We start from the raw sequence: 26,593 nt of genomic DNA on the forward strand, positions 1-26,593 counted from the left end.
ACCCGGTACCGCCAGTCAACTCAAGTTAACTCGAAAGTGGGGATACGTCAGGCCGGTAAGCCGTTGCCCGCCGTCTCCTCCTGTGGTACGATGGTCTTTGGAGGGAAGCCCCGTGGCCGTGCCGGAAGAGGAATTAAAACGCCAGATTGCCGCCGGGCAAGAAAGCCCGGTATCCTACCGCGGTTTCGACCCACTTATCCAGTACCTGCTTCACCGTCTGGACGCGATAGAAACCAAGCTGGAAGCGAAGATAGACAAATTGGACACAAGAGTAAGCAATGTGGAAGCCAGACTTGAGGCCAAGATTGAAGAAAAAGTAAACGCCCTGCACCACGAGCTTCACTCTACCGCCCGCTGGATCATCGGCACCGTGATAGCGGTCGCCAGTGTGGCCCTGGCCCTGGCGCAGTTGCTCAAGTGATGACGGAGAACCCGATCGTTACCCGGGGGAACTAGGGCTGCCGACAGAGTCAACTGGGGCCGCGTCGGCCGACGCGGTTATTGACGCCCTGCCGGACGGGGTTTATAATAAGCATACGAAGTTCGGGGCGTAGCTCAGGATGGCTAGAGCGCACGGTTCGGGACCGTGAGGTCCGGGGGTTCAAGTCCCCCCGCCCCGACCAGGAAAAGAAGGAAAGCCAGGGTCCCCCGGGCAGAGTCGCGGGGGACCATTTGTATTCTGGGCTCCAGCGGGCTCCACACGGCCGCGGTACCTGCAACGGGCAGCAAGACCACGGCAGTTGAACCCGCAGACCGTTGAGACATAAGGGGGCTCAGTCCGCGCCCGGGTCTATCGCCAGTTCCTCGGGCTCGCGCACCACCAAACCGGGAATGCCGGCAAAGTCGGCCGCGTTGCACGTGCATATGGTGCTTATCCCGGCGGCCAGAGCCTGGGCGGCCAGCCAGGCGTCAAACACTTCCGCTCCGGCGACTTTCCCTTGAGTCAGAAGCGCCGCCAAACGGTCAAGCGCGGCCGGGCCGGGGTCCACCACCCGGAGACCGGCCCGCAGCACTTCTACCTCCTGCCAGGCGGTGATCGGATCCAGGGGCCTCCGGACGCGCCGGCGGTCGGTCACGACAGCGAAAAACTCCAGAAGCACCTGGGGCACCACCGCCGCTTCCAACTCCTTGCGCCGGGCGGCCGCTATCAAGGCGCGGCAGAGCCCGTGCCGGGGGGCGTCGCGGTTAACGGCGTACACCAGGATATTGGTATCCAGAAGTATCAAGGCTAGAGCCTCTCCCGGTACAGTTGGTACCGGCGGAAAGGCTTCACCTCGCCCAGGCTGTAAATCCCCGGCTCGGGCGCCGTTCCGGCAAGATACCTTTCCAGGGCTTCGAGCACGATCTCGTTCTTCGGCCTTCCCCAGGCGCGCGCCGCCGCCTCGAGCGCCCGAAGGAGCTGTGCTTTCTCCTTGGGAATATACAGGTTTAGCTGCACCCGGATTGCCCCCTCCTTCTCCTCCTGAGGTAATTATAGCTATAAGCTAGATATAGTCAATAGTGAAAATGGCTCTTCCCTATTGGCGGGGGAGTACCGAGACGGGTCAGGGGTTCCATCCGTCGCTTTCGGTGGTCGGGCAAGTCGTCAGAGCAGTTCCAGGCTGAGGTCCAGGGAGCGGACGCTGTGGGTCAGGGCTCCGACGGAGATGTAGTCCACGCCGGCGGCCGCCACCTCGGCCACCGTTTCCAGATTGATGCCTCCCGAGGCCTCGATCAGGGCCCGGCCGGCTATCCGGTGCACCGCCCGCCGCAAGTCGGGCAGGGCAAAGTTGTCCAGCATGATAAGGTCCACGCCGGCGGCCAGGGCCTCCTCAACCTCGGCTAGGTTCTCCACCTCTACCTCTATTTTCGCCGTGACCGGAAGCGACCGCCTCACCCGGGCCACCGCTTGGGCGATCCCCCCCGCCGCCTTGAGGTGGTTGTCCTTGAGCAGTACCGCCTCTCCCAGGGTGAAGCGGTGATTGGTTCCCCCGCCCACGGCCACGGCGTACTTGTCCAGCAGCCGCATCCCGGGCAGGGTCTTGCGGGTGTCGCAGATCCTGGCCTTATAGCCCCGTACCCGCTCCACGTAGCGCGAGGTAAGGGTGGCGATGCCCGACAGGCGCCCCAGGAAGTTCAGGGCCACCCGCTCCGCGCCCAACACGGCCGGCAGGGGGCCCTCCACCCGGGCCACTACCGCACCGGCCAACACCCGCTCCCCCTCTTCCACCCGCGGCTCAAGCCTGCAGTCCGGCGAAAGCAGCCGGAAGGCCGACTCGGCCACCGGCAGACCGGCCACCACTCCCTCCTCGCGGGCCAGGATCTCCCCCTCACCTCTATCCGCGGGGGTAAACAGCAGCGAGGTGGTGAGATCGCCGCTACCCAGATCCTCTTCCAGCGCCCTCCGGACCGTCTCCCTCACTGCCAGCAGGTTCAGCATCGGCCCACCTCCCAAACGCCTCGGGGCACTTGCGGACGGCGCGTTCTTGGTCTGGAGCCGGCAGCAGGAATAACTCAGACGGGCTCGGAGCCGTTTTCTGCCCGTGCTTCCCCGACCTCAGGTATGCCCTGCCGGCAGCGCAATACCAGCCGTTTGCGGTAGGCGGGGTCCGCTTGCGGGTAATCGGTCCGGTAGTGGGCGCCGCGGCTTTCCCGCCGCCAGGAGGCCGCCTCCAGCATCAGGCCGGCCAAGAGCAGCAAATTGCGCGTCTCCACCTGCGCCCGGTCATGCGCCGCCCGGTAAAGACACGGCCAGAGCCTATCCAGGGCCTCGCGCCCCTGGGCCAGTCCCTCCTCGCTCCGCACCGGTCCCAGGCACCCGCCGACGATTTCTCTTATCGGTGCCGGCCCTTGCGCAGCCTCCCCGGAAGCATCCAGTTCATCGCAGGCAAGGTCGAACTGGGGCGAAATCAAGGCGAACCGGTTCAGCAGCTCGTCCGCCAGCCGCCCGCCGAACACCAGAGCCTCCAGGAGAGAATTGCTCGCCAGCCGGTTGGCGCCGTGCACTCCGGTACAGGCCGCCTCTCCGCAGGCATAAAGTCCCTCCAGGCTGGTCCGCCCCGCCAGATCGGTGCGCACCCCGCCCATGAAATAGTGCGCCGCCGGGGCCACCGGCAGCCAGTCCCGCCGGGGGTCCAGGCCCAGGCGGCGGCAGGTAGCGGCTGCGGTGGGAAAACGCCGCTCCACCAGTTCCGGCGCCAGCCCGGTCAGGTCCAGATATACGCGATCGCTCCCCCGGCGTTGCATCTCTCGGATGGCGGCGCGGGTTACCACGTCGCGGGGCGCGAGTTCCGCCAGAGGATGGTAACCGCACATGAACCTCTCCCCGGATGGGTTACGCAGGACCGCCCCCTCTCCCCGCACCGCCTCCGAGACCAGAAAGCCCCGCGCCCCGGGATGCACCAGCACCGTGGGGTGGAACTGGTAAAACTCCAAGTCCGTCAATTCCGCTCCGGCCCGGTAGGCCATGGCCACCCCGTCGCCGGTGGCTACCGGCGGGTTGGTGGTGAGGGGATATATCCTGCCGGCCCCGCCGGTGGCCAGTACCGTGGCCCCGGCCAGCACCGCCGTCGGCGGGCCGCCTTCGGGGAGCACCAGGGCTCCGCCGCAGCGGTCCCCGTCGGTCAGAAGGTCTAACGCCGTGGCCCGCGGCCACATGCTTATCCGCGGCTCCTCCCCGGCTCTGGCCATCAGGGTGCGCCAGACGGCCGCACCGGTGGCGTCGCCCCCGGCGTGCAGGATCCGCCTCCGGCTGTGGGCGCCTTCCCGGCCCAGGGCCAGACCGCTCCCCTCGCGGTCGAAGGGGACGCCCCAGGCCAACAGTTCTCCTACCCGCGCCGGAGCCTCCCGCACCAGCACCCGGGCCGCCTCCGGATCGCTCAGCCCCGCGCCGGCGGCCAGGGTGTCTGCCAGGTGCAGCTCCGGCGAATCCCCTTCCCCCAGGGCCGCGGCAATGCCCCCCTGGGCCAGGAAGGTAGCCCCCTCGCCCGGCTCGTCCTTGGTGACGAGCATCACCCGGTACCGGCGGGAAAGCTTAAGCGCCAGGTAGAGGCCGGCGATGCCGCTGCCCAGGATCAACACTTCGGTCCGGTAGCAGGGCAGGTCGCGCAGATGAAAGTTGACCAGGTAACGGGGCACCTCTTGCATTCAGCCCAGCTCCAGCATCCGCTCCAGGGCCTGCCGGGCCCGCCGCCCCACCGCCTCGGGGACCCGCACCCGGGGAGCCAGTTGACGGAGGCAGCGGGCAATCTTCTCCGGGGTGGTGCGCTTCATATCCGGGCAGACCAGAGTGGGGGAAAGGAGATGAAAGGTTTTGCCGGGGTTTTCCCGCTCCAGGCGGTGCAGGAGGCCCGCCTCCGTACCCACCACGAAGTCGGCCGCCTCCGCCTTACGGGCAAACCGGAGCATGGCTTCGGTACTGCCGACGAAATCGGCGGCTGCGGTCACCTCCGGGGGACACTCGGGGTGGACCATGACCAGGGCTCCCGGGTACCGGCGCCGCGCCTGCTCCACCTCTTCCCGGCGGACGCGGGCGTGCACGGGGCAGCTGCCCTCCCAGGCCACGATTTCCTTGTCCGTGAACCGGGCCACATACCCGGCCAGGTTGCGGTCGGGCACGAACAGGACCCGCCGTTCGGGAAGGGAGCCCACCACCCGCACCGCGTTGCCGGAGGTGCAGCAAACGTCGCTTTCGGCCTTGACCTCTGCCGAAGAGTTGACGTAGCACACCACCGCCGCCCCGGGATGCGCGTCGCGGGCCCGGCGCAGGGAAACCGCATCCACGGCGTCGGCCAGGGGGCAACCCGCTTCCGGGTCGGGGAGGAGCACGGTCTTCTCCGGGGCCAGAATGGCGGCGGACTCGGCCATGAAGCGCACTCCCGCCAGCACGATCACCGGCGCCCCCGCACGGGCGGCGTAACGGGCCAAGGCCAGGGAATCGCCGACGTAGTCGGCCAGCTCCTGGACTGCGGGCTGCTGGTAGTTGTGGGCCAGTATTACCGCCCCGCGCTCCTGCTTCAGCGCCCGTATTTCCCCCGACAGGTCTTTCACTTCTCCCCCCTCCCGCCTCAAGGTCTCAACCGACCGCCCGGTTGGCTTACTGTCTTGTCAGCTGTCTTGTCAGGTAGACCCATTATAAAACTGCCCGGCCCGGCGGTCAACCCGCTCGCCGCCTGAGTTATCCCCGGTTTCCCTTAGGCGGTACCGGGTTCTCCCCGTTCGTACTGTCACCTCGCCGACCGAACTGGGGCTCGGGCTTCGCGCTCCGGCAGGCTGCCGGCGGAGGCGCCGTCCGTGGCGCCCCGCCGCTTCGGCCGTCCGTGGCCTTCGGCCCGCCTTCACGCTCGCCCTCGCCAGGTTCGGCGCCCGGCGAGGTGCCAATGTACTCAGGAGAGCACCCGGTACCGCCAGCCAACCCGAAAGTGGGGATAACCCAGGCCCGCCGCCCAAGCACAAAAAGGATGGCGCCCGGGATGGCGCTTCACCCGCCCCGTCACCTACTCAATCGTGCCAATGGGCATCAGCTCCGCTGTGCCCAAAGAAGAGCTTAGGCTTCCACAGTCCTTCCCGAGCCCAGCACCTTCTCCAAATGCTCTTCCGACAAGGGCTGCGTCGCCAGACTTACCACTATCATGGTCAGGGCACCAACAGCGGCGGCAATCACCCCCGGGGCGAAGGGACTGGTGTAGAACTTAAGTATCGGCCAAAGCAAAAGCTGCGTCCCCGCTCCCGCCACCAGGGACGCGATGGCTCCCGACGGGGTGGCCCGCCGCCACCAGGCGCCGATGCCCACCGGTCCCACCACGCCTACTCCGATGGTGCTTAACCCGATCAGCATCAGACTTGATAGAAACTGGGGTGGATGCCACGAAATGGCAACTGCGACCAGTGCGGCTGCGGCCATAGTGATCCGGGCTATCAGTATCGAACGCGCTTCCACGGCAGCATTCTCCAACCCCGCGAGGCCGAACCAGTTCCTCCTAACAAAGGTCTTTCTAAAGAATTCGTTTCCCACGGCTGTACCAATAACGATATAAAGTCCGGCCGCGGTCGATATAATGGCCGCCAAGATGCCTATGCCGACTAGGGCCGCCGCCCAAACCGGCAGGAACCTATTTACGAAGGTTGGCACGGCTGCATCCGGGGTGACAGGCTCGGGAATCATTGCCCGGGCGAAGAGCCCTACCCAGGATACCAGCACGTAAGCACCTAGCACGAGCGTGGCGACGATGATGAAGGGCTTTAGCGAGCCCCCGCTCCTTACTGCCCAAAACTTGTTGGCAATATGCGGGCTGATAAACAGCGTCCAGTGAATCACGAATAGCCCCATCCAGGCCCCCCAGGTTGGCACCACCGAACGAGGATTAACCGGCTCCTGCAACAAGGCAGGGTCCACAGACGCCAGGCGGGACACCAAGCCCTCGAAGCCGCCCACCAGCCACAGCCCGCCAAAGAAGAGCAGTACGGCCACTACGAACATAACAAAGCCGTTAAAGGCATTGGTCATGACCTCCGTATAGGCACCGCCGATCAGTACATAGACCAGCGTTGCTACTGCCATGACGCATACACCGGTAACGTAAGGCAAGCCAAAGTAGGTCTTGAGCAAAGTGGCTCCCCCGACAAACTGCCCCGCCAGGTAGTACACGTTCAGCAATGTCAGCGCGGCCATGACCAACCTCAACAAATCGCTGTTATACCTATCTCCAAGGTAGTCGGGCAGACTCATGGAGCCCAGGCGGTCACCGGACCGCTTCATTACCGTCATGAACAGCGCGAGCACTATCACCATCGCCCACAGCTGGCTCATGGCCGGCCAGACGCCCGCCAGGCCTCCGGCATAGGCCCATCCGCCCATTCCCATGAAAGTAGAGGCACTGGTGTAGACGGCACACATGGCCAGTGCCGTGGTAACCGGGCCCATCTCCCGACCCGCCAGAGAGAAGCCTACCAGCCGCCCCGCTATACGCCTTCTGCCGTAGACGGTAAGGCAGACAAAGATCACCACATATACGGCCGCCGTAAGCAGCAGCCAACCAGACAGATCCATTTCCGGTTCCTCCTTTGTTCCTCCTCAAAGGCCAACATCTTATGCCTTACAAGTCTTTCTTTAGGGCCGTAAAGAGTATTATGAATATCCAGGCGCCGGCATAAACGGTCCAATAGAGAGCCGTCGGCGGCAAAAGTACCCCCCCTTTCTAAGGATAAGCCCTTTCCGAACGCGGCCTAGTTTTGCCAAACCGTCACCCTCAACCGGAGACCGCGCCTCCTCGAGTAGCCGGCTGTCCGGGCCTCAGCCCGGCCCTACCCCACACTGCCTGCAAGCACCTGCCGCAGGTGGTTCCTTACATCCTTGCGCATGATCTTTCCACTCCCCGACTTCGGCAATTCAGGCAGGATCACGATGGACTTCGGCCTTTCGTAGCCCGCGAGTTTACCCTTGCAAAACTCAATGAGTTCCTCCTCGGTGGCCGTACCCCCGGGCCAGAGGGCAACGGCTGCTACCACCCTTTCTCCCCATTTCTCGTCGGGAACGCCAACCACGGCCGCTTCCTTTACTGCCGGATGCAGGCACAGGACTTGTTCAACGTGCGAGGGGTAAACGTTCTCGCCCCCGGTTACGATCATGTCGTCCTTCCGATCAAGCAAGTATAAATACCCATCCTCGTCCAACTTGCCAACGTCTCCGGTGAGCAGCCATCCGTCCCTCAGCTTCTGTTGGGTCAATTCCGGCTGCTTCCAGTAACCCTTCATCGTGTTCTCCGACCGGACGGCAATCTCTCCTGCCTCCCCTGGGGGCAGAAGGTTGCCGTACTCATCAACAATCCTTACACGTACGGTACAGTCCGGAACTCCGATCGAACCAAGCCGTCTCCTTTCTGCCTCGGTTGCCCCATCCGTTACGGCGCGTATGTGGTCCTCCCGAGAAAGGCAGGAGACGATGGGGCCGTTCTCGGTCAGGCCGTACATTTGGATGAATCGATCCCTGCCAAATTTTTGCATCGCCTTTTGCAGTAATCCCAGAGGCATGGAAGCTCCCACGTAGCTGAAGGTTCGCAGGCTGCTTAGGTCGAAACGATCGAGCGCCGGATGCTCCAGGATCATGGCAATCATGGTTGGCACCACGTGGGCGAGGGTGACCCGCTCTCGGGCTGCCACCCGCAGGAACTGCTCCACCTCAAACCGCTCTACCGCGATCTGCGTGGCCCCCACATAGCATGTGGCCGAAGAAATGGCATGGCCGCCGGAATGGAACCACGGCAGAACGCTATAAGTGACGTCCGTACTTCTTAGGCCCAGGTCCATTATGTGAAGCTTCGAAGACTCCAGCTGCATGCGATGGTGATACATGATTCCCTTGGGCAGCCCCGTAGTTCCGCTGGAGTAGATCAGGTAAACAAGGTCGTCATCTTCAGGCAAAGCATCCGGTTCCTCGGGGCTGGCCTCTGACAAGGCCTCCTCATACGGTTCCCCCACGGATACGTCTTGGGGCTCACCTAAGGTCAAAACGTGTTTGACGCTGGGCAATTCACTCCTGATACCTGTCACCAAGTCGCAGAACTTCTGGTGCACTACCAGTACGCCGGCTTCGCTATGGTTGACAATGTACTTGATGGTTTCGGCAGGAGCTCTCCAGCTTATCGGTACACCCACGTATCCGCCCTTTTCGCATGCTCCCCTGCACTCAAGGAACTCCGCGCAATTCGGAGCCAGGACAGCTACCCTGTCTCCTTTCGCCACCCCTCGATTTCGAAGCACCCAGTACAACCTGTTAACCCGCTCATTAATCTCGGCCCACGTTAGACGCTTATCTCCGTCTATGACCGCGACCTTACTCCCATAGAATTCCGCGTTTCTCCTCCACAATTCCGGACACCAGCTTTGCATTCTTCGCCCCCCTTCCCGACCTATCATGAGCACGGTAGCAAGTCTCCCTCCCGGCGGGGGAGGCCGGGCGTGACGGCCGGAAGCCACCCCTCAGACGGCCGATCTGCCGGCCTCCAGAGCCCGAGCAACCACGATGCGCTGTATTTGATTGGTTCCCTCAAAGATCGCAAATACTTTGGCATCGCGCATCATACGCTCCACCGGGTATTCGCGGCAGTACCCGTACCCGCCGAACACCTGCACCGCATCCCGCGTAACGTCCATGACCATGTCCGTAGCCCACAGTTTGGCCATAGCAGAGAACTTGCTTGTGTCAGGGTCCCGGCAATCGTACTTCCATGCCGCCAAATACCCCAGCCAGCGGGCGGTCTGCACCTTGGTTTCCATGTCCGCCAGCATGAACTGGATTCCCTGGTGCCTGATAATGGGCACACCGAACTGAACTCTGGTGCAAGCATAGTCGGTGGCCGCCTCCAGCGCTCCCTGGGCCAGCCCAATAGCCTGGAAGGCTACCGTGATTCTCCCCTTGTCCAGGCATTTCATGGCTATCCTAAACCCGTCACCCACTTCTCCGAGCAACATCTCCTTGCCCACCCGGACGCCATCCAGTATGACCTCGCCTGTAGGAGACCCGCGCAGTCCCATCTTCTTTTCAACCTTTCCGGTGCCAAGCCCGGGAGCGCCCTTCTCCACCAGAAAGGCCGAGATCCTGTCGCCGGCGCTGGTGGGAACCTTTGCAAATATCGTAAACAGATCGGCTACCGGAGCGTTGGTGATAAAGGTCTTGGTCCCCGTGATCACATACTCATCGCCGTGGGGTACGGCCCTGGTCTGTATCGCCCCAACGTCAGAACCCGCATTCGGCTCGGTGAGGGCAAAGGTCGGGAATACCTTGCCTTCGGCTATGGGCGGCAAGTATTTCCGCTTCTGGTCCTCGTTGCCGGCTACTATGATTGGAATGGAGCCCAGCGAGAAGCACCCGAAAATCATTGAGCTCGATCCGCAGACCCGTGCTACTTCTTCCATTGCCGCGCAATAGGTGGTAAGGCGGCCGTCAATGCCCCCGTACTCCTCGGGTACTGCCAAAGCCAGGATACCGTTTTCGGCCATTATCTGCTTTACGTCCCAGGGGAACTCCTCTGCCTCGTCAATCGCTTGGGCCCGGGGGGCCACCTTTTCGGCCATTATTCTTCTCACGGTGCGGCGGATACTCTCCTGATCCTCGTCCAGACGGAAGTCCACAACCACCGCCTCCTATGGGCTAACGCACGGGCTCAAAAGCGTAATAGACCCGCTCCTGCTTTATTACGCCACTGCGCGTTTCCTGAGGAACTTCCGGGATCGGAAACACTACCAACCTCACCTCATCGCCCTCCCTAACCTCACCGGGTTGGCAGTTAACCAGCCGCACGAACATGGTCATCTCTCCCTGCAAATCCACCAGCGCGTGTATCAGCGGCGCTTCAAACCCCAGGGGCACGCCCTGGACTTCCTCGGTCAAGACCAGAACTTTTCCCCGCGTGGGAAGGTCTACCCATTCCATGTCTTCAGAGTAACAATTCGAGCAAATCGCCCGGGGCGGAAAACTGCGGCGGCCGCAAGCTCGGCACCTGGTGGTGGTGAACCGGCCCTGTTTCAGGTGCTCGTAGAACGGCCAGATGCGGGTAAACTCCTTGGACTGCTGGGGATAGAAGTCCATGCTGGCGGCATACCTACCCTCCAGTATCGGTAAGGCGGTCAACTCTTATCCCTCCCGTAGATAATGACCGTATGAGCAGCCGCCGGGCCGCTCAGGTTATGCGTGAGTCCGAACCGCGCCCCCTCTACCTGACGCGCCGCTCTTCCCTGCAATTGCTTCATGATCTCAATAGCTTGACGCAAACCCGTGCCGCCGAACGGGTGCCCACAGCTGAGCAGGCCCCCGTCAGTGTTGACTGCCACTTGCCCACCAAAGTCCGATTTGCCTTCCTGAACGAACCACCCACCCTCGCCCTTCTCGCAAAAGCCCAGATCCTCGTACTCGATTATTTCCGAAATGGTAAAGCAGTCGTGGGTTTGAGCCACGTCTATATCGGCAGGCTTTACTCCGGCTCGCTTGTACGCCATTTGGGCGGCAATCCTTAGCGCTTCCCACGTAGTCCAATTGGGCTGGTTGGCGGACATGTTATGCAGGGTGGCCTGCCCGGTACCCCGGACGTACACCAGAGGTCGGTCGGTTAAGTCCCTCGCCTTCTCCTCACAAGCCAGAATTACCGCTGCCGCTCCATCGGTAACCGGACAGCAATCGTACAGCTTGAGAGGAGACACTATAGGACGGGCGTTGAGGGCCGTTTCAAGGTCAATCGGTTGCCGGAACTGCCCCCTGGGATTGTTCACGCCGTTTCGCCGGTTCTTGACCGCTACCAGAGCCATTTGCTCCTCCGTAGTGCCGTAAAGCTTCATATGCTGTTTGGCCACCATGGCAAAGATCGGCGGCGGCAAGCCCAGCCCCTGGGCACCGTCCCACTCCCGGTCGGCAGTGCCCAGCTCGCTGTAGAATACCTCCCACCGCTGGGGCATGTAGAGCTTCTCTCCCCCGGCCACCATGACCACGTCCGCTGCCCCGCTCTTGATCAGCCCGTAGGCCATGATTAGTGCCGAGCTGCCGCTGGCGCACAGTAGCTCCACCCGCGCGCATACGCTCCTGGGTCTAATGCCCAGCTGCTCCGCTACTAGAGGAGCAAGGTGCGTCTGAAAGGAGCAGCGCTCGGTGAAGGCACTGGCCACGATCAGCCCGTCGACATCGGTGGGCCTCACCGCCGGGTTATCCTCGAAGCAGGCTTTGGCCGCTTCCTGGAAAAGGTCTCTCTGGGAAGCTTCACGCACCCCCCACTGGGACATGCCTCCTGCGATCAGGCAGACGTTCCGTTCCATCGGTGAGTGTCCCTCCTCTGAATCCCCGAATATCCTCAATTAGCGCCGGGCCGGCGGGCTACCGCGCCTTCCCCGCTGCCCGGCCGTCGGCCCGGCGCCCCCTACCCGCCAGCGTATCAGCTCGATTCGTAATCGTACCACCCGGCTCCGGTTTTCCGCCCCAGCCGACCCGCCTTTATTAGCAGCCTCAGACTCAGAGGCGGGTTCCATCGGGACTCTTGAAACTCCTGGGCCAGGTACCGGAGATTGTGATAGCCTATATCCAGGCCCGTAAAGTCATGCAGTTCAAACGGACCCATAGGATGGTTGAGCCCGAGCTTCGCCGCCCGGTCGACATCCTCGAAGGAGGCCACGCCTTCCTCTACCAGCCGGATGGCCTCAACATACTGCGCCAGCATGAGACGGTTCACGACAAAGCCGGGTGAATCTTTATTCACCAGTATGGGTGTCTTGCCCAGGCGCCGCGCCAGCTCCATAACGCTTTGCACCGTTTCGTCGCCAGTATGGTAACCCCTGATTACCTCTACCAGACGCATTACCGGCGCCGGGTTGAAGAAGTGCATGCCGACCACCTGTTGCGGGCGCCTGGTGGCCGCGGCCAGGGAGGTAATAGACACTCCGGAAGTGTTGGAGGCCAGAATTACGCCCGTCCTGCAGGTTGCATCCAATTCGCGAAATACTTCTTGCTTCAGGCTCTCATCCTCAAAGACGGCCTCAATGACAAAGTCTGCCGGACCCACGCCAGCCACTCCTGCCGCCGTCCGGATGCGGCCCAAAATGGCTTCCCGGTCGGTGCCGGGAATCTTCCCCTTCTCGACCAGTCGCGACAGCTGGCGGCCTATCTCCTCCACGGCCCGGTCCGCAATATCCAGATTGACATCACTCAGGATCACCTCCAGCCCCGATTGGCTCGCCAGTTGGGCGATACCCCTGCCCATCGCCCCCGCGCCTACTATGCCGATAACTCCGATTTCCATCCCCATCTCCTCCACGGCCTGTGTTTTTGACCGCCACTTACCGGGCTCGATAATCGGGTCCTCGCCTTTTTCTTCGCGTTCACTTACCTTGAAAAATATTGCAACTACCGTGCCAGAACGGGGAGCGGCCGCTTCCCTGTTGAGAGAGGCCAGGTGGGTCCCGGCGGAGCACCTACCGGTTCTGAGGACGGACGGCTCGTGGAGCCTTCCCAAGGAGGTCATGTTATGTGAGCCGTTTCGAGTGGATCAGAACTAATTCACTTGAACCTTTATTGCCGGTATTGTATCTTTTCTATAGACCGGCAACTAGTACGATCTCGCGAACCAGACGGCTCGAGGCTACAGGTCTATATAGTATACAATTTTCCTCCATGGGGGCGGCACCGTGCGATCACCGGGAAGCCCGCACGGCAAGCGGCCCGGCCTGGCACGGTAGTTGCTTCAGCAGCGATATGGGGGGTTGGCCTTGTCTACGGCCACAAGAGACTACCGGGAGGGGTGAACGGTGGAATCCAGGTCGAACGGTGAGGCCACACGTGCGGTAGCACTGCTTCAAAGCAACGCGAATAACATTTTGGGGCTTCTGGAGGCGATCGATGATGCCGTTATCGTGGTGGATGCCCAAGGCAAGATAATTTATGTTAACAAGGCATACGAACGCATTGTAGGGGTCAAGGCCGCCCGGGTGCTGGGACGCAACGTGGCCATGCAGTTTCCCAATGATAAATTGGTGCAAGTACTTCAAACAGGAATACCCATTCTTGAGAGCGATGACTACGATGAAACCTTCGGCTATCGCATCCTGGCAAACTGCCTACCCATAAAAGATCCGGGTGGCAAAATAATTGGTGCAGTCGGCATCGGCACTTCTTCCCCCATCTATCATTTGTCTCAGCGACTGGCTTCTTATGTCAACGCCACCAAGGCAAAGAAACAAAACATTCCTCCAACCCGTGAGGCCCTACCCTCTCCCTTTGCCAAGATCATTGGCAATGACCCCGCTTTTGTGCGGGCTCTGCAGATGGCAGCGTTAGCCGCCCTGGTGGACTGCAACATCCTATTACGGGGGGAGACCGGGACAGGCAAGACCCTAATGGCCGAAGCCATCCACGAATCGAGTTTCAGGAAGCCGGGCCCCTTTGTCGAGCTGAATTGCGCAGCCATTCCGGAGTCCCTGTTGGAATCGGAGCTGTTCGGCTACGAACGCGGTGCGTTTACCGGGGCCAATCCAAAGGGAAAACCGGGCAAGTTTGAAAAGGCCGATGGCGGAACCTTGTTTCTGGACGAAATAGGAGACATCTCCCTGAACATGCAGGCCAAGTTGCTGCAAGCCATCGAATCGAGGCGAATTGAGAGAATAGGAGGAACCAGGTCAAGAAAGGTGAACATCAGGCTAATCGCCGCCACCAACAAGCACCTTGAAATAATGGTCCAGCAGCGACAGTTCCGGGCGGATCTCTACTACCGGCTAAACGTGGTACCGATCTTTGTGCCCGCTCTGCGGGAAAGACAAGGGGATATACCCCTTCTGGCAACCCACTTCCTCAATCGGTTTTGTCGTGCCTACGGAAAACAGATTAGTTTCTCTCCTGCTATCTTCCAAGCCCTTGAAAGACACAGCTGGCCGGGGAACGTCAGAGAGCTGGCCAACGTAATAGAGCATTCGGTGGTAATGTGCCGGGGTTCGGTAATTCTTCCTGAACACCTTCCCGAATACCTTAGGGGCTACTGCTCGGCCAGAAACCCGGCTCCGCAAGTCTCCTCCTCCATTGACAACCTAAAGGCACTGATTGAAAACCTCGAAAAGGAAGCCATAAGTGCGGCGCTCAAAAGGACCGGAAACAACCGGTCCAAAGCTATTCAATTGCTAGGAATAAGCCGCCGGTCTTTTTACGAAAAACTGCGCAAATATCAACTCGGCTAAGGCCCCGGCCTGTGGGCGATGCCTTTACCGCTTACGGGTTCCCTTGGCCCCGCAGGCCTCAAGCTGGCTGCGGTACAGGGCCCGCAGCTCGGCAAAGAAGCGGTGGTATTCCGGGGTGCGGTAATCCGGGTAGGTCCAGGGAAGACTCACGAACTGCCCCCGCCGGTACATCAGGGTGACTTCGCCGTAAATGCCCCTGCCGAGGTACACCCGGTGGGAAAAGTCCTTGGTGGTAGCCAGTACCAGCCTGGCCGAAGTCAGGTAACCCGGGTCCAGGTTGACCCGCCGCCGGCCCTCGAGCGCAAATTCGTCCTCCACCGCGTTGGTGAAATGCTTGATCTCCGGAAGCCGGCCCGGCTCCACCAGGAACTCGAATCCCCAAAACTGCCGCTTCAGGGTGGGCCCCATTTCCGCCTCGTAGTAGCGGGTAAAGGCAAAATCCCAAAGGGGCGAGGGCAGGTCCACCGGCCCGAACTCCGCCTCCAGGCGGCCCCGCACGGCGGGCAGGAGCTCCGCCGCTGCCGCCAGCACGCCCACGAAGAGCTTCACCGGTTGGGGCTCCGTCACCCGGCCCACCCGGCTTCACCCCCTCCCGGAAACCTCAGCCCTTACCTTTCCCGGCGCAGGCCCGCACGCACAGGCCGCAGATGTACTGCCCTATACGCCTTTCCCGGCCGAAGGTCTTGAGCTGCTCGAAGCAGGCCCGGTGATCGAAGGCAGCTGCGTCTCCCTTTATGGCCCCCGCCGGGCAGACCGCGGCGCATCGCCGGCAGCGGCCGCAATCGCGCTCCAGGGGCCGGTCGGGGGGCAGGGGCAGATCGGTGAGCACGGAAACCAAACGTACCTGCGAACCGTACTGCGGGGTGACCAGCAGGTTGTTGCGGCCCCTCCAGCCCAGGCCGGCCAGGTAGGCCACCCGCCGGTGGCAGAGGTGGCCCCGCTGTTCCTCCCAGTCCACCACCTGGGAGGCCGGTACGGCCAGGGCCCGGCCCCCGCGGGATTCCAGCCGGCGGGCCAGTTCCAGCGCCAGGCGGTCCAGCCAGAAGTTCAGCTGCCGGTAATGATGGTAATAGAGCAGATTGGGACCGCCGGCCAGAGTGGCCAGCACCGTGGGCGAAACCCGCACCGCCAGGCTGACCGCGCGGGGAAAGGAGGCCAGCAGTTCCGGCGGCAACTGGCAGGAAGGCAGGCTCTGCCCTTCCAGGTCGGCAACGCCGAGAAGATCGACCCCTTCTCCGCGCGCCCACTCCTCAACCTCGGCCCGCAGCTCGGCAGCGGTTCCGGCCATAGCTTACGACTCCCTCCTCGCCTGGGCCCGCTACCGCCTCCCGGGATGCTGCGGCCCGGCGGCCGCCGGATCGGGACCGCCGTCCGACCAACGGCAGCACGGTCGGCGCCAAGGGAAGCCGGAGCGCCGGCCCCGGGACGTACGGCCCCAGGCCATCCGAGCTGCTAGTAAAACTCCACCCGGTGGGAAAGCAGCTCTACTTCTACCTGGCCGTCCAGGGTGCGGACGATCTCGTCGAAGACCCGCTGGATGGGCTCGGCCTCGCCGCACACCATGGCCAGGCCCAAGGTGGCCAGCTTGTGGTGGTCCTGGTGGTCCACCTCGGCCACGGAAACGTTGTACCGGTTGCGCACCCGGTCGCGCAGGCTCTTGATCACGCGGCGCTTATCCTTAAGGCTGTCCGCGTGCGGGAGCCGCAGCTCCAGGACGCATACTCCCACCAGCAAGCCGCCGCGCCTCCTCACCGGTTTTTCTTTACCTTCTCCCCGCCCGAAGCGTTTTCCTTTTTGCGCCGGTAAATTATAATCAAAGAAGCCGGTTGTGCCGCCGAGCGAGGCACGGGCTGCCGTCTAAATGCCGGACTTCACCGGCGGCGCAACCACCGATCAGGCTGGGGAGGGAAGCCCGTGAAGGTCATCTTTCATTTACCTCGCAAGGAAATGGAGCTGGCCGGGAACAAGAAGCTCGCCGACCTGGCCAGGGAACTGAACCTGAATCCGGAAGCCTACCTCTTCGTGCGCGGCGATACCATCCTCACCCGCGACGAGTGGATAAAGGACACCGACACGGTGGAGGTTTACCCGGTCATTTCGGGAGGTTAGACCATGCTCTGCAAGAACTGTCGCGCCAAGGCCACGGTAGAGCTCCGCCAGCACCGGGCAGCCTACTGCAATGCCTGCTACGTGGAGTATTTCCTGAAGCAGGTCCGGCGCAACATTCACTCCCGGAAGATGTTTCACCCGGGAGAGCGCGTCCTGGTGGTGGTATCCGGGGGCAAGGACAGCCTCAGCCTCTGGGACGCGTTGCTCAGCCTCGGCTACCAGGTGAGCGCCCTTTACATCGACCTGGGCATAGGGGAGTATTCCAGACGCTCCCTGGAAAAGTGCCGGGCCTTCGCCTGGGAAAGGAACGCCGAGTTCCGGGCGGTCTCGGTGGAGGAGGAGTTCGGGTTCGGCGTGCCCGAACTTGCCCGCCGGACCCGCCGCGTGGCCTGCGCGGTCTGCGGCCGGATCAAGCGCTATCTCTTCAACCGGCTGGCACTGGAGGGCGGCTTTGCCGCCGTGGCCACAGGCCACAATCTGGACGACGAGGCGGCCGCCCTGCTGGGCAATCTCCTGCACTGGCAGACCGGCTACCTGGCCCGGCAGCAGCCGCACCTCCCGGCCACCCACCCGGGGCTCGTGCGCAAGGTCAAGCCGCTTTACACGCTTACGGAGAGGGAGTCTCTGGCCTACGCCCTCATCCGCCGGATTTCCTACCTGGCCGAGGAATGCCCCTACGCGGAAGGCGCCACCAGCATCACCTACAAGGAGGCCCTTAACCATATCGAGGCCGCCGCCCCCGGAACCAAGCTGGCCTTCTTCAAGGGCTTCCTGCGGCACAAAGAGCTTTTCGCCGAGGAAGAGGCGGGACTGGAGCTCAGGGCATGCAGCCGCTGCGGCCAGGTAACCACCGAGGAGGTCTGCGCGGTCTGCCGCCTGGTGGAGAGGGCGCACGCGGCGTGCGCGCAATCTTTCGGCGACCGAGGAGAAACCGGGGCTGCCGCCTTAGAAAAGGAAGGATAGCATGGGTTCGCAAGCAAGCGGATACGGAAGACTGCCGAGAGGAGGAGCTTACATTGGGGCTAACCCTGGCGGAGAAGATCATTACCGAACACCTGGTGGCGGGAAAACCCGAACCCGGCGAAGAGATAGGCATCCGCATCGACCAGACCCTCACCCAGGACGCCACCGGCACCATGGCCTACCTCCAATTCGAGGCCTTGGGCCTGCCCCGGGTGCGGGTGGACCTGGCGGTCAGCTATGTGGACCACAACACCCTGCAGACCGGGTTTGAGAACGCCGACGACCACCTGTTCCTGCAGACCGTGGCCGCCAAGTACGGCATCTGCTTTTCCCGCCCCGGAAACGGCATCTGCCACCAGGTGCACCTGGAGCGCTTCGGGGTTCCGGGAAAGACGCTCCTGGGCTCGGACAGCCATACCCCCACCGCCGGGGGACTGGGCATGCTGGCCATCGGCGCCGGGGGGCTGGACGTGGCCGTGGCCATGGCCGGGGGACCCTTTTACCTTTCCATGCCCCGCATCGTGCTGGTGCACCTGGAGGGCCAACTGCCTCCCTGGGTAACCGCCAAGGACGTTATCCTCACCCTCCTGGGCCGGCTCAGCGTCAAGGGCGGGGTGGGCAAGATCCTGGAATACGGCGGGCCCGGTGCCGCCACCCTCACCGTTCCCCAGCGCGCCACCATCTGCAACATGGGGGCGGAGCTGGGAGCTACCAGCTCCCTCTTTCCCAGCGACGACCAGACCCTGGCCTTCCTCTCCGCCCAGCGCCGGGCCGAAGCCTACCGGCCCCTGGCCGCCGACCCCGACGCCCGCTACGGCGAAGTGGTGAGACTGAACCTGGCCGAGCTCGAGCCCATGGCGGCCAGGCCCCACAGCCCGGACGCGGTGGCCCCGGTGCGGGAAGTAGGCCCGGTACCGGTGGACCAGGTGGCCATCGGAAGCTGCACCAATTCTTCCTACCCGGACCTCATGCGGGTGGCCGCCGTACTGAAGGGCAAGACCGTACATCCCCGGGTCAGCCTGGTCATCGCGCCCGGTTCCCGTCAGGTTCTGCGCCTGCTGGCGGCCAACGGCGGCCTGGAGACCCTGCTGGCCGCAGGGGCCAGGATTCTGGAGCCGGCCTGCGGGCCCTGCATAGGCATGGGGCAGGCCCCGGCTTCCGGCGGGGTGTCGCTGCGCACCTTCAACCGCAACTTCCGGGGCCGCAGCGGCACCGCCGACGCCCAGGTTTACCTGGTCAGCCCGGAAGTGGCCGCGGCCAGCGCCCTCACCGGCGTGCTGACCGACCCCCGGGAGCTGGGGCCGTACCCGGAGGTGGAGGCGCCACCGGAAATCCCCGAGGAAGACAATCTCGTTCTTCCCCCTGCGCCCGACCCGGAGGCGGTCGAGATCCGGCGCGGGCCCAACATTGCCCCCCTGCCCCTGGCCAGGCCCCTGCCCGAACGGCTGGAAGCCGAGGTGCTGCTCAAGCTGGGGGACAACATCAGCACCGACGACATCCTCCCCGCAGGCAGCAAGATCCTTCCCCTGCGCTCCAACATACCCGCCATTTCCGCCTACGTGTTCGCCGGCCTGGACCCAGGCTTTGCCGAACGGGCCCGGGCCGCCGGAGGCGGGATCGTGGTGGCCGGTCAGAACTACGGCCAGGGATCCAGCCGCGAGCACGCCGCCCTGGCGCCCATGTACCTGGGCATAAAGGCGGTCCTGGCCAGGTCGTTCGCCCGCATCCACCGGGCCAACCTCATCAACTTCGGGCTTCTGCCCCTGCTGCTGGTGCGGGAGGAGGACTACGAGGCCATCCGGCCGGGCGATCGCCTCGTCTTCGAAGACCTGAGGCAGCAGCTCGCCGGGGGCCGGGTGCTCCGGCTGCAGAACCTCACCCAGGGGCGGGAGATCCTCGTCCGCCACGATCTGTCTCCCCGGGAAACGGCCGTGGTACTGGCCGGAGGGCTTCTCAACTACGTGCGGGATATGAATCCTTAAATTACCAGTACAGCACAAGCAAAGGCTCGGGGGCCGGAGGTTTCCAGGCCCCTTTTTCTATAAAGGGGGTGGCTTTGGACATACTATTACCGTCCCGGCTCGAAATCGACTCGAAGGAGCAGAAGCCATGATCTGGATTTTGCTTCTGGGCGGCATCTTACTGCTATTACTCATAGCTTTTCTTTATTTGCCGCGGGCGCGGAAGAGCCGCCCGCCCGTGCCGGTAGAGGAGCTTTCTCCCCCCAGAAGGGAGGAACTGCCCGCCGGCTACGGCAGGGACGAAATCGTGGCCCTGGTGAAGGACCCCTATTGGCTGCACGCCTACTGGGAGGTCACCGCCGCCAAGCAGCAGGAGATCGGCCAACTCTTCGGCCCGGAGGCCTGGGAGCACTCCCAACCGGTTATCCGGGTCTACGACGTCACCGGGGCCCGGGAGCCCGAGGGCCGGCCTGCTCCCTATACGGATGTGGAGATCAACGACCAGGCCGAGAACTGGTATCTCTACCTGGGCCGGCCGGAACACAGCTTCTATCTGGAGCTGGGCCGCCGCCTGCCCGACGGCCGTTTCGTGGCCCTGGCCCGCTCCAACCTGGTCACCCTGCCGAGTAACGCGGCTTCGGCCATTATCGATCCCCTGTGGCCGCCGCTGGAAGAGCTGCAGGCGGGCCGGTCTCTGGCCTGGGGCCGTACCGTGGGAACCTCTCCGGCAGGCTGGGGAGTCAGCTCGGCCCTGCTGGCCGGCCGGGGGACGCGCTGATGCCCCTGGGTTACCTGGCCCTGGTCCTCCACGCCCACCTGCCCTACGTGCGGCACGTGGACCGGGACGACTGCCTGGAGGAGCGCTGGCTTTACGAGGCCCTCACCGAAAGCTACGTGCCCCTGCTGGACACCTTCCTGCGCCTGGCCGACGATCGCGTGCCTTTCTGCCTTACCGTTTCCCTCAGTCCGCCGCTGTTGAACATGCTCCTGGATCCCCTGCTCCAAACGCGCTACCTCAATCACCTGGCGCGGATGATGGAACTGGCCGACAAGGAAGTATTCCGCACCCGTCACCAGCCGGCCTTCGCTCCTCTGGCCCGCATGTACCGCGACCGGCTCCGGCGGGTCTGCCACCTCTACCACGAGGTCTACCGGGATAACCTCATCACCGGCTTCCGGGAGCTGGCCGACCGGGGATATCTGGAGCTGGTTACCTGCGCCGCCACCCACGCCTACCTGCCCCTGATAGGGCTGCAGCGCGAGGTGGTGCGGGCCCAGGTAAGGATCGCGGCCGATTACCACGCCAGGCTCTTCGGCCGCCGGCCGGCGGGCATGTGGCTTCCCGAATGCGCCTACAATCCCGGCGACGACCGGGAACTGGCCACGGCCGGCCTGGGCTACTTCTTCCTCGACACCCACGGGGTGCTTTTCGCCCGGCCCCGCCCGCGCTACGGCGTGTTCGCTCCGGTATACTGCCCCAGCGGGGTGGCCGCCTTCGGCCGCGACCCGGAATCCTCCAAACAGGTGTGGAGCGCCCAGGAAGGCTACCCCGGCGACTACGACTACCGCGAGTTTTACCGGGACATCGGCTACGACCTGGATTGGGAGTACATAGGACCCTACGTGCATCCCTCCGGGCTGAGGGTGGACACCGGCTTCAAGTACTACCGCATTACCGGCAGGGGAAACCACAAGGAGCCCTACGTGCCCGAGCGGGCGCGGGAGAAGGCGGCGCTGCACGCCGGCAACTTCATGTTCAACCGCGAACGCCAGATCGAATGGCTGGCCGGCCGCATGGACCGACGGCCCATAGTGGTCGCTCCCTACGACGCCGAACTCTTCGGGCACTGGTGGTACGAGGGGCCGCAGTGGCTGGAGTTTCTCTTCCGCAAAATCGCCTACGACCAGCAGGTGCTCGCCCCCACCACCCCCGGCCGCTACCTCGGCGAGTACCCGGTGAACCAGACGGTGCAGCCCTGCGGCTCCAGCTGGGGCAACGAGGGCTACCACGAGGTGTGGCTGTCCGGCGCCAACGACTGGATCTACCGCCACCTCCATCACGCCGCCGAGGACATGATCGGGCTGGCCAACCGCTTCACCTCTCCCACCCCGCTTCAGGAACGGGCCCTCAACCAGGCGGCACGGGAACTGCTGCTGGCGCAGAGCAGCGACTGGGCGTTCATCATGAGAACCGGGACCATGGTGGATTACGCGGTGAGGCGCACCAAGGAGCACCTGCTGCGCTTCCGGCGGCTCTGCCGGGCCCTGGTGGAGGACGACCTCGATCCGGGATGGCTGGCGCAAGTGGAGCGGGCGGACAACATCTTCCCGGAACTCTCCTACACCTACTTCCGTTCCGCGCCCATCCACGAGGGGGCAAGCTGCGGCCTCCGGTAATCCTGCCGGCCGGCTAAGCGATCGGTGCGAGGGGGGAACCAGGACTGCCGGCAGGACAAGCTGGGGATACTCTGGGGCTAGACTTCCTCCGCCGCGCCGGGCGGGCGGGCTAGGCGGTCGATCATCTCTCCGTACTGCCGGCAGAGCGTTTCTGCCGCCGCAAGCGAGCCCGCCTCGCCGTAAACGTGGTACAGGGGCTCGTCCGCATCCGGCAGCAGCAGGGCCCAGCCTTCCGGCCGATAGACCTTGAGACCCTCCACCAGCTCTACCCGGCCCGGATCCTCCGCCTCGGCCAGCCGGCGCAGCACCTTTCCTTTGGCCCACCAGGGGCAGGGAACGTCCCGACCCGCCCGCCACACCGGGGGGAGGTCGGCTATGGCCCGGGCCAGGGTCCGGCCCTCCGCCGCCAAGCAGGCCGCCAGGCTGCTCAGGGTATAGAGCGCGTCGCCCAGCATCCTTACCTGCCGGCCGCCGCCCGGCTCCCGCCAGGCGGCCTCGGCCTGGACCCGCCAGTCGCTCCCCACCAACCGCACCTCCACTCCCCGGGCCCGGGCCAGCTCGCGGGCCGCCTCCGGGCCGGTCACCGGCAGGGCCAGCACCTCCAGCTCCGGGTCCGCCAGGGCCACCTGCGCCAGCAAAAGCTCCAGCCTGGCCCGGGCCAGGGGCATGCCCCCCGGCTCCCAGAGCCACAGTCTCTCCCCCTCGTCGCATATGCTTACCCCCACGGCACGCCGGGACCGCACCTCCTGCCGGAGGAGTCCACGATCGGCGGTGAGTGCCAGGTCCCAGGGCAGCAGGTCGGCCAGCCCTTCCACCAGGGCCCGCACCCGCGGCGAAGGGCTCTGCACCACCAGGTGCTCCCGGCCGGCGGGGTACCCGCGCCGGCCGCGGGCCCCCAGCACCTCCCGGAGATAGGCCAGGTATCGGGCCTCGGCATCGGCCCGGGTCTCGGGCCGACGGATCTGGTCCTCCCCCAGGCGCCGGAAATCTCCCTGCTGGTAGCCGGCCTCCACCTTGCGGCGCTGGCCGGTGGAAGGGGGCAGGCCCCGGCCGTCCATGAAGACCAGCCAGAAGCGGCCCTGCTCGCGCGGGTCGCGCCGCACGTGCACGCCTCCGGCCAGCCTTTCCTCCCGCACCAGGTAGCGGTGGGCCGGCAGCAGGACCTCGCCGAGGTCCAGCACCTGCAGGCCCCCGGCCATCAGCCCGGCCAGGACCGCCAGCGCCAGCAGTTCCGCACCGGCTCCGGGGGCCCGGCTCAACCCCACCCGGCTGCCGGGCTCAAGCACGCCGGCCCAGGCCTGGGCCACCTCGCTCACCCGGGCCGGGGTCAGGTCCCGGTGCAGGTACCCTCCTACGCCGCAAGAGGCAAACAGGCCCGGCGAGGCGCGGCTGCCCCACACCAGGTTCTCCCTCACGGTGGTATAGGGCTCTACCTCTTTCGACGGCCAGATCTTGACCTCCGGCTTTACCAGGCTGAAGGCCCCTACCCGGCTGCCGTCGCCCACCGCGGCGCCCTCGTAGACCGCGCTGTTCTCTTCCAGTACCACGCCCTCCCCGATCACCGCCCGCCGCGCCGCCGCCCGCCGGCCGATGACCGCCCCCTTCCACACCACCGTCTGCTTGAGCGAGGCCCCTTCCTCCACCACCACGTTATCTCCGATTACCGTATAGGGCTCTACGGTCACGCCCGCCTCCAGGCGACAGTTGGAGCCGATCAGTACCGGCCCCCGCAGGCTGGTGCGCGGGTCGATGCAGGTGTTGGCACCCACCCGTATCCCCTCCCCCCGATCCTCGCCGGTCAGGGCAAAACCCACCCGTCCGGCCAGGACTTCCTGGTTGGCACGGCGGTACTCGTTCAAGTTGCCCGTATTGGATACAGAGGTTACGGCTCTCCGGCCAGGGCGGCGTGAACCACCACCCGCATGGCCTCGCCCCGGCCCGCCACCACTACCTGCCGCACCAGGGTGCGCACCAGTGCCTTCTTCTGCTCAAAGGAGAGTTCGTCCAGCCGGGAAAGAAACTCTGCCGCCCGCTCCCTGAGTTCCCGGAGCCGGGCCTGCGACCGGGCCAGGCCTTCCAGAAGCGCCTCCACCTCGCGCTTGCGCGCCAGCAACCGCTTCTTGCGGTGCTTCAGCTCGGCCAGGGTCCGGGAGGTGGCCGCATCCAGATCCAGGAGCCCCGCGGCCAGGGCCGCCCGGAGGTTGGCCTGACCTTTCTCCACCTCGGCCAGGTGGGCGTTGACCCGCTTCAGTTCCCGGCCCAGTTCCTCCCTACCCGACCCCTGCTCCATTTCCCGGGCGAGGGCCTCCGGATCCTTGAGCCAGCCCTTGATCTGCTCCCACACTGCCGTCTCCACCATCTCCGCCCGCACCCACTTCACCGGGCGGCAGCCCGGCCGGTAGGAGCCGGCCTGGCTCTTCAGACAGGTATAGCCCCGCACCCGGGTCCCGCGGCGACGGCTCTTGGTCATGCCGTGCATGGGGTTCCCGCAGTCGCCGCAGGAGATCAGTCCGGAAAGGAGGTACTCTTCCCTGGCCCAGCCGGACCACAGCCGGCGGGCGGCGCGGAGCTTCTCCTGGGCCCGCTCCCAGAGTTCCCTCTCTATCAGCGCCGGCACCGGCACGGCGATCCACCCGTTTTCTTCCCGGTAGGTCACGCGCGCCCGGGCCTCCGGGGGCAGGAAGCGGTTGTAGCCCACGCCCCGGCAGTCGCGCCGGTTGTAGTACCAGGTGCCGACGTACACCGGGTCGGTCAGTATCCGGCGCACCACGCACCGCTGCCACCGGGGCCGGCCCTTGCGGGTAGGCACTCCCCGGGCGCTGAGCCGGGCGGCCACGCCGTTGATGCCCAAGTCCTCCCCCACGAACCAGCGGTAGACGGCCCGCACCACCTCGGCCTCCACCGGATGGGGTTCCAGCGCGCCCTCCCGGTAGAGGTAGCCGTAGGGGCAGGCGCCCACCGGCAGCTTTCCCTGGCGGGCCTTCTGCAGCTTTCCCCGCAAGGTGCGTTCCCGGATTTTCTCCTTCTCGTACTCGGCAATGGCGCCCCGCAGGGCGTAGAAAAGCCTGCCGTCAGGGGTGTTCTGCCACTCGAAGTTCACGAACTCCAGCCGCACGCCCGCCCTTTCGATCTCTTCGGTAAGCAGCAGCTGGTGGGCCAGGTTCCGCGCCAGGCGGTCCGGGTCGTAACACACCACCAGGTCCACCTGTCCCCCGCGCACCGCCTCCCGCAGGGCGCCCAGGCCCGGCCGGCCGTCCAGGAGTTCCCCGCTCACGCCCTCATCGACGAACTCCGCCACCTCCGCCGCTCCCAGGGCCAGGGCCCGGTCGCGGCAGGCCGCCCGCTGGTCGGCCAGGGAGTACCCCTTCCGCGCCTGCTCCTCGGTGGAAACCCGCGCGTAGATGCCGGCTCTCATTTCCCCCTCTCGCTCCCCTCTCCTTCCGGCCCGCCGGCCTCGGAGAAAAAGCGGGCCAGCAGCCGGTAGGCTTCGCGCAACGCGCCTTCGTCCTTGCCGTGATAAACTACTTCTACCCTGGCACGCACTCCTCCCGACCTCCGGATGGTATTCTTCCCCATCCGGAGCCCCGCCAGCCACGGCAGAGACGCCCTCCTGAGTATAGCAAGGGGTCACCGGCCGCGTCCATTCGGGGCCGCCCGAACCGAGGCATAGTCCCCGGCGGAGAAGGCCTCAAGAATCGCGTTACCGAACGCGGCCGCATAATCTAATACCAACTAAAGGAAAGAAAGGTGATCGGCACATGAGCCGTCAGCTTCCACCCTGTCCGGAAGGCAACTACTACACCATCCAGCCCGGCGATACGCTCTATAGCATCGCCCGGAGGTTCAGAGTATCGGTAGACGACCTCCTGGAAGCCAACCTGGGCCGCGTAGACCCGGACAACCTGCAGATAGGCCAGGTTATCTGCATCCCGCTGGCCGTGCCCCCGGTGCAGTGCCCCCCCGGCTCCACCGTCTATACCATTCGGGCCGGCGACACCTTCTATTCCCTGGCCCGGCGCTTCGGCATCTCCGTGCAGGCCATCATAAACGCCAACCCCGGGGTCAACCCCGAGGCCCTGCTCGTCGGCCAGCAAATCTGCATCCCGGCCCGTCCCCGGCCGGGCGTTTGCCCTCCCGGGACCAGGGCTTACCGGATCCGTTCCGGCGACACGCTTTACTCCCTGGCCCGGCGCTTCGGCACCACCGTGGAGGCCATACAGGAGGCCAATCCCGGCATCAATCCGCTGAATCTCCAGATCAACCAGCTCATCTGCATCCCCACGGTAATAAGGCCTCCCAGGCCACGGCGCTGCCCCGCGGGCAGCTTCGCTTACGTCATCCGGGCCGGCGACACCTTCTATTCCCTGGCCCGGCGCTTCAACACCACGGTAGAGAGCATCCAGGCCCTCAACCCCGGGGTAGATCCGAACCGCCTGCAGGTCGGGCAGGTCATCTGCATACCCCGGGAAGCCTGATTCCCAGGG

At 64.5% G+C, this 26,593-nt stretch carries 24 protein-coding genes, 1 tRNA gene and 1 pseudogene; 9 read left to right on the forward strand and 17 right to left on the reverse strand.

Translation table 11 applies throughout. From position 1 onward, the window contains the following. Positions 1 to 112: 112 nt before the first annotated feature. Positions 113 to 421: a hypothetical protein gene (locus tag NUV99_08260; GenBank protein MCR4420103.1), complete on the forward strand. Its 309-nt coding sequence runs from the start codon at positions 113 to 115 to the stop codon at positions 419 to 421. A gap of 123 nt (positions 422 to 544) precedes the next feature. After that, positions 545 to 623, forward strand: a tRNA-Pro gene (locus NUV99_08265). A gap of 150 nt (positions 624 to 773) precedes the next feature. Here NUV99_08265 and NUV99_08270 read toward each other — a convergent pair. The 11 genes from NUV99_08270 to NUV99_08320 all read right to left on the reverse strand — a co-directional run bounded on the left by NUV99_08270 (position 774) and on the right by NUV99_08320 (position 12,755). Then, entirely contained in the window at positions 774 to 1,226 is a 453-nt protein-coding gene (locus NUV99_08270) for a PIN domain-containing protein (GenBank protein ID MCR4420104.1), read from the reverse strand. A 2-nt stretch (positions 1,227 to 1,228) separates the two neighbouring features. Further along, positions 1,229 to 1,438 carry a hypothetical protein gene (locus tag NUV99_08275; GenBank protein MCR4420105.1) on the reverse strand — a complete coding sequence of 70 codons (210 nt, stop codon included), beginning with the start codon at positions 1,436 to 1,438 and terminating at the stop codon, positions 1,229 to 1,231. 147 nt (positions 1,439 to 1,585) lie between these two features. Then, entirely contained in the window at positions 1,586 to 2,419 is an 834-nt protein-coding gene (gene nadC, locus NUV99_08280; protein ID MCR4420106.1) for a carboxylating nicotinate-nucleotide diphosphorylase, read from the reverse strand. A gap of 74 nt (positions 2,420 to 2,493) precedes the next feature. Then, positions 2,494 to 4,125, reverse strand: coding sequence for an L-aspartate oxidase (locus NUV99_08285; protein MCR4420107.1), 1,632 nt, complete (start codon positions 4,123 to 4,125; stop codon positions 2,494 to 2,496). After that, positions 4,126 to 5,028 carry a quinolinate synthase NadA gene (gene nadA, locus NUV99_08290; GenBank protein MCR4420108.1) on the reverse strand — a complete coding sequence of 301 codons (903 nt, stop codon included), beginning with the start codon at positions 5,026 to 5,028 and terminating at the stop codon, positions 4,126 to 4,128. Positions 5,029 to 5,524: 496 nt separating this feature from the next. Next, positions 5,525 to 7,027: a hypothetical protein gene (locus tag NUV99_08295; GenBank protein ID MCR4420109.1), complete on the reverse strand. Its 1,503-nt coding sequence runs from the start codon at positions 7,025 to 7,027 to the stop codon at positions 5,525 to 5,527. Positions 7,028 to 7,281: 254 nt separating this feature from the next. Then, a complete protein-coding gene (locus tag NUV99_08300; protein MCR4420110.1) occupies positions 7,282 to 8,865 on the reverse strand; it encodes a long-chain-fatty-acid--CoA ligase in 1,584 nt (527 codons plus the stop codon). A 90-nt stretch (positions 8,866 to 8,955) separates the two neighbouring features. Next, the gene (locus NUV99_08305) at positions 8,956 to 10,107 is read right to left on the reverse strand and encodes an acyl-CoA dehydrogenase family protein (GenBank protein ID MCR4420111.1); all 1,152 of its coding nucleotides are present in this window, start codon (positions 10,105 to 10,107) and stop codon (positions 8,956 to 8,958) included. 19 nt (positions 10,108 to 10,126) lie between these two features. Further along, positions 10,127 to 10,606: a Zn-ribbon domain-containing OB-fold protein gene (locus NUV99_08310; protein ID MCR4420112.1), complete on the reverse strand. Its 480-nt coding sequence runs from the start codon at positions 10,604 to 10,606 to the stop codon at positions 10,127 to 10,129. Next, complete coding sequence (locus tag NUV99_08315) at positions 10,603 to 11,778, reverse strand: thiolase family protein (GenBank protein MCR4420113.1); 1,176 nt, start codon at positions 11,776 to 11,778, stop codon at positions 10,603 to 10,605. Before NUV99_08315 ends, NUV99_08310 begins: the two co-directional genes overlap by 4 nt. Before the next feature lie 116 nt (positions 11,779 to 11,894). After that, positions 11,895 to 12,755, reverse strand: a complete 861-nt coding sequence (locus tag NUV99_08320; GenBank protein ID MCR4420114.1) for a 3-hydroxyacyl-CoA dehydrogenase family protein — start codon at positions 12,753 to 12,755, stop codon at positions 11,895 to 11,897. Positions 12,756 to 13,260: 505 nt separating this feature from the next. On the opposite strand from NUV99_08320, the gene NUV99_08325 reads away from it, so the two are divergent. Beyond that, positions 13,261 to 14,679, forward strand: a complete 1,419-nt coding sequence (locus NUV99_08325) for a sigma 54-interacting transcriptional regulator (GenBank protein MCR4420115.1) — start codon at positions 13,261 to 13,263, stop codon at positions 14,677 to 14,679. A gap of 24 nt (positions 14,680 to 14,703) precedes the next feature. Here NUV99_08325 and NUV99_08330 read toward each other — a convergent pair whose 3' ends face one another. From NUV99_08330 to NUV99_08340, 3 genes are all read right to left on the reverse strand, one after another. Beyond that, on the reverse strand, positions 14,704 to 15,255 hold the full coding sequence (locus tag NUV99_08330) for a DUF4416 family protein (protein MCR4420116.1): 552 nt from the start codon (positions 15,253 to 15,255) through the stop codon (positions 14,704 to 14,706). Positions 15,256 to 15,280: 25 nt separating this feature from the next. Next, the gene (locus NUV99_08335; protein MCR4420117.1) at positions 15,281 to 15,967 is read right to left on the reverse strand and encodes a hypothetical protein; all 687 of its coding nucleotides are present in this window, start codon (positions 15,965 to 15,967) and stop codon (positions 15,281 to 15,283) included. A gap of 164 nt (positions 15,968 to 16,131) precedes the next feature. Then, on the reverse strand, positions 16,132 to 16,407 hold the full coding sequence (locus NUV99_08340) for a DUF503 domain-containing protein (protein MCR4420118.1): 276 nt from the start codon (positions 16,405 to 16,407) through the stop codon (positions 16,132 to 16,134). 186 nt (positions 16,408 to 16,593) lie between these two features. On the opposite strand from NUV99_08340, the gene NUV99_08345 reads away from it, so the two are divergent. From NUV99_08345 to NUV99_08365, 5 genes are all read left to right on the forward strand, one after another. Next, positions 16,594 to 16,788, forward strand: a complete 195-nt coding sequence (locus tag NUV99_08345; protein ID MCR4420119.1) for a MoaD/ThiS family protein — start codon at positions 16,594 to 16,596, stop codon at positions 16,786 to 16,788. 3 nt (positions 16,789 to 16,791) lie between these two features. Further along, entirely contained in the window at positions 16,792 to 17,751 is a 960-nt protein-coding gene (locus NUV99_08350) for a TIGR00269 family protein (protein MCR4420120.1), read from the forward strand. 53 nt (positions 17,752 to 17,804) lie between these two features. Beyond that, positions 17,805 to 19,733: an aconitate hydratase gene (locus NUV99_08355; GenBank protein MCR4420121.1), complete on the forward strand. Its 1,929-nt coding sequence runs from the start codon at positions 17,805 to 17,807 to the stop codon at positions 19,731 to 19,733. 127 nt (positions 19,734 to 19,860) lie between these two features. Continuing rightward, a complete protein-coding gene (locus tag NUV99_08360) occupies positions 19,861 to 20,490 on the forward strand; it encodes a DUF4912 domain-containing protein (protein ID MCR4420122.1) in 630 nt (209 codons plus the stop codon). Further along, positions 20,490 to 22,109: a DUF1957 domain-containing protein gene (locus NUV99_08365; protein ID MCR4420123.1), complete on the forward strand. Its 1,620-nt coding sequence runs from the start codon at positions 20,490 to 20,492 to the stop codon at positions 22,107 to 22,109. Before NUV99_08360 ends, NUV99_08365 begins: the two co-directional genes overlap by 1 nt. A gap of 995 nt (positions 22,110 to 23,104) precedes the next feature. Here the strand turns inward: NUV99_08365 and NUV99_08370 are convergent. The 3 genes and pseudogenes from NUV99_08370 to NUV99_08380 form a co-directional block, all read right to left on the reverse strand. Next, a pseudogene (locus NUV99_08370) lies at positions 23,105 to 23,878 on the reverse strand (nucleotidyltransferase). A 113-nt stretch (positions 23,879 to 23,991) separates the two neighbouring features. Next, positions 23,992 to 25,524, reverse strand: coding sequence for a recombinase family protein (locus NUV99_08375; protein ID MCR4420124.1), 1,533 nt, complete (start codon positions 25,522 to 25,524; stop codon positions 23,992 to 23,994). Continuing rightward, complete coding sequence (locus NUV99_08380; GenBank protein MCR4420125.1) at positions 25,521 to 25,652, reverse strand: hypothetical protein; 132 nt, start codon at positions 25,650 to 25,652, stop codon at positions 25,521 to 25,523. The genes NUV99_08375 and NUV99_08380 overlap by 4 nt, the downstream gene beginning before the upstream one ends. Before the next feature lie 215 nt (positions 25,653 to 25,867). Here NUV99_08380 and NUV99_08385 point away from each other — a divergent pair, with 215 nt between their 5' ends. Then, positions 25,868 to 26,584 (forward strand): LysM peptidoglycan-binding domain-containing protein, encoded by a 717-nt coding sequence (locus NUV99_08385; GenBank protein ID MCR4420126.1) that lies wholly within the window; start codon positions 25,868 to 25,870, stop codon positions 26,582 to 26,584. Positions 26,585 to 26,593 lie beyond the last annotated feature (9 nt).

Source organism: Clostridia bacterium (assembly GCA_024653205.1).
Lineage (GTDB): Bacteria > Bacillota > DSM-521 > Neomoorellales > SLTJ01 > JANLFO01.

Coding starts and splice junctions, on each gene's coding strand:
- nadC (MCR4420106.1), bottom strand. CDS start 2,419: ATGCTGAACCTGCTGGCAGTGAGGGAGACGGTCCGGAGGGCGCTGGAA.
- NUV99_08285 (MCR4420107.1), bottom strand. CDS start 4,125: ATGCAAGAGGTGCCCCGTTACCTGGTCAACTTTCATCTGCGCGACCTG.
- NUV99_08295 (MCR4420109.1), bottom strand. CDS start 7,027: ATGGATCTGTCTGGTTGGCTGCTGCTTACGGCGGCCGTATATGTGGTG.
- NUV99_08300 (MCR4420110.1), bottom strand. CDS start 8,865: ATGCAAAGCTGGTGTCCGGAATTGTGGAGGAGAAACGCGGAATTCTAT.
- NUV99_08315 (MCR4420113.1), bottom strand. CDS start 11,778: ATGGAACGGAACGTCTGCCTGATCGCAGGAGGCATGTCCCAGTGGGGG.
- NUV99_08320 (MCR4420114.1), bottom strand. CDS start 12,755: ATGGAAATCGGAGTTATCGGCATAGTAGGCGCGGGGGCGATGGGCAGG.
- NUV99_08335 (MCR4420117.1), bottom strand. CDS start 15,967: ATGGCCGGAACCGCTGCCGAGCTGCGGGCCGAGGTTGAGGAGTGGGCG.
- NUV99_08350 (MCR4420120.1), top strand. CDS start 16,792: ATGCTCTGCAAGAACTGTCGCGCCAAGGCCACGGTAGAGCTCCGCCAG.
- NUV99_08360 (MCR4420122.1), top strand. CDS start 19,861: ATGATCTGGATTTTGCTTCTGGGCGGCATCTTACTGCTATTACTCATA.
- NUV99_08365 (MCR4420123.1), top strand. CDS start 20,490: ATGCCCCTGGGTTACCTGGCCCTGGTCCTCCACGCCCACCTGCCCTAC.
- NUV99_08375 (MCR4420124.1), bottom strand. CDS start 25,524: ATGAGAGCCGGCATCTACGCGCGGGTTTCCACCGAGGAGCAGGCGCGG.
- NUV99_08385 (MCR4420126.1), top strand. CDS start 25,868: ATGAGCCGTCAGCTTCCACCCTGTCCGGAAGGCAACTACTACACCATC.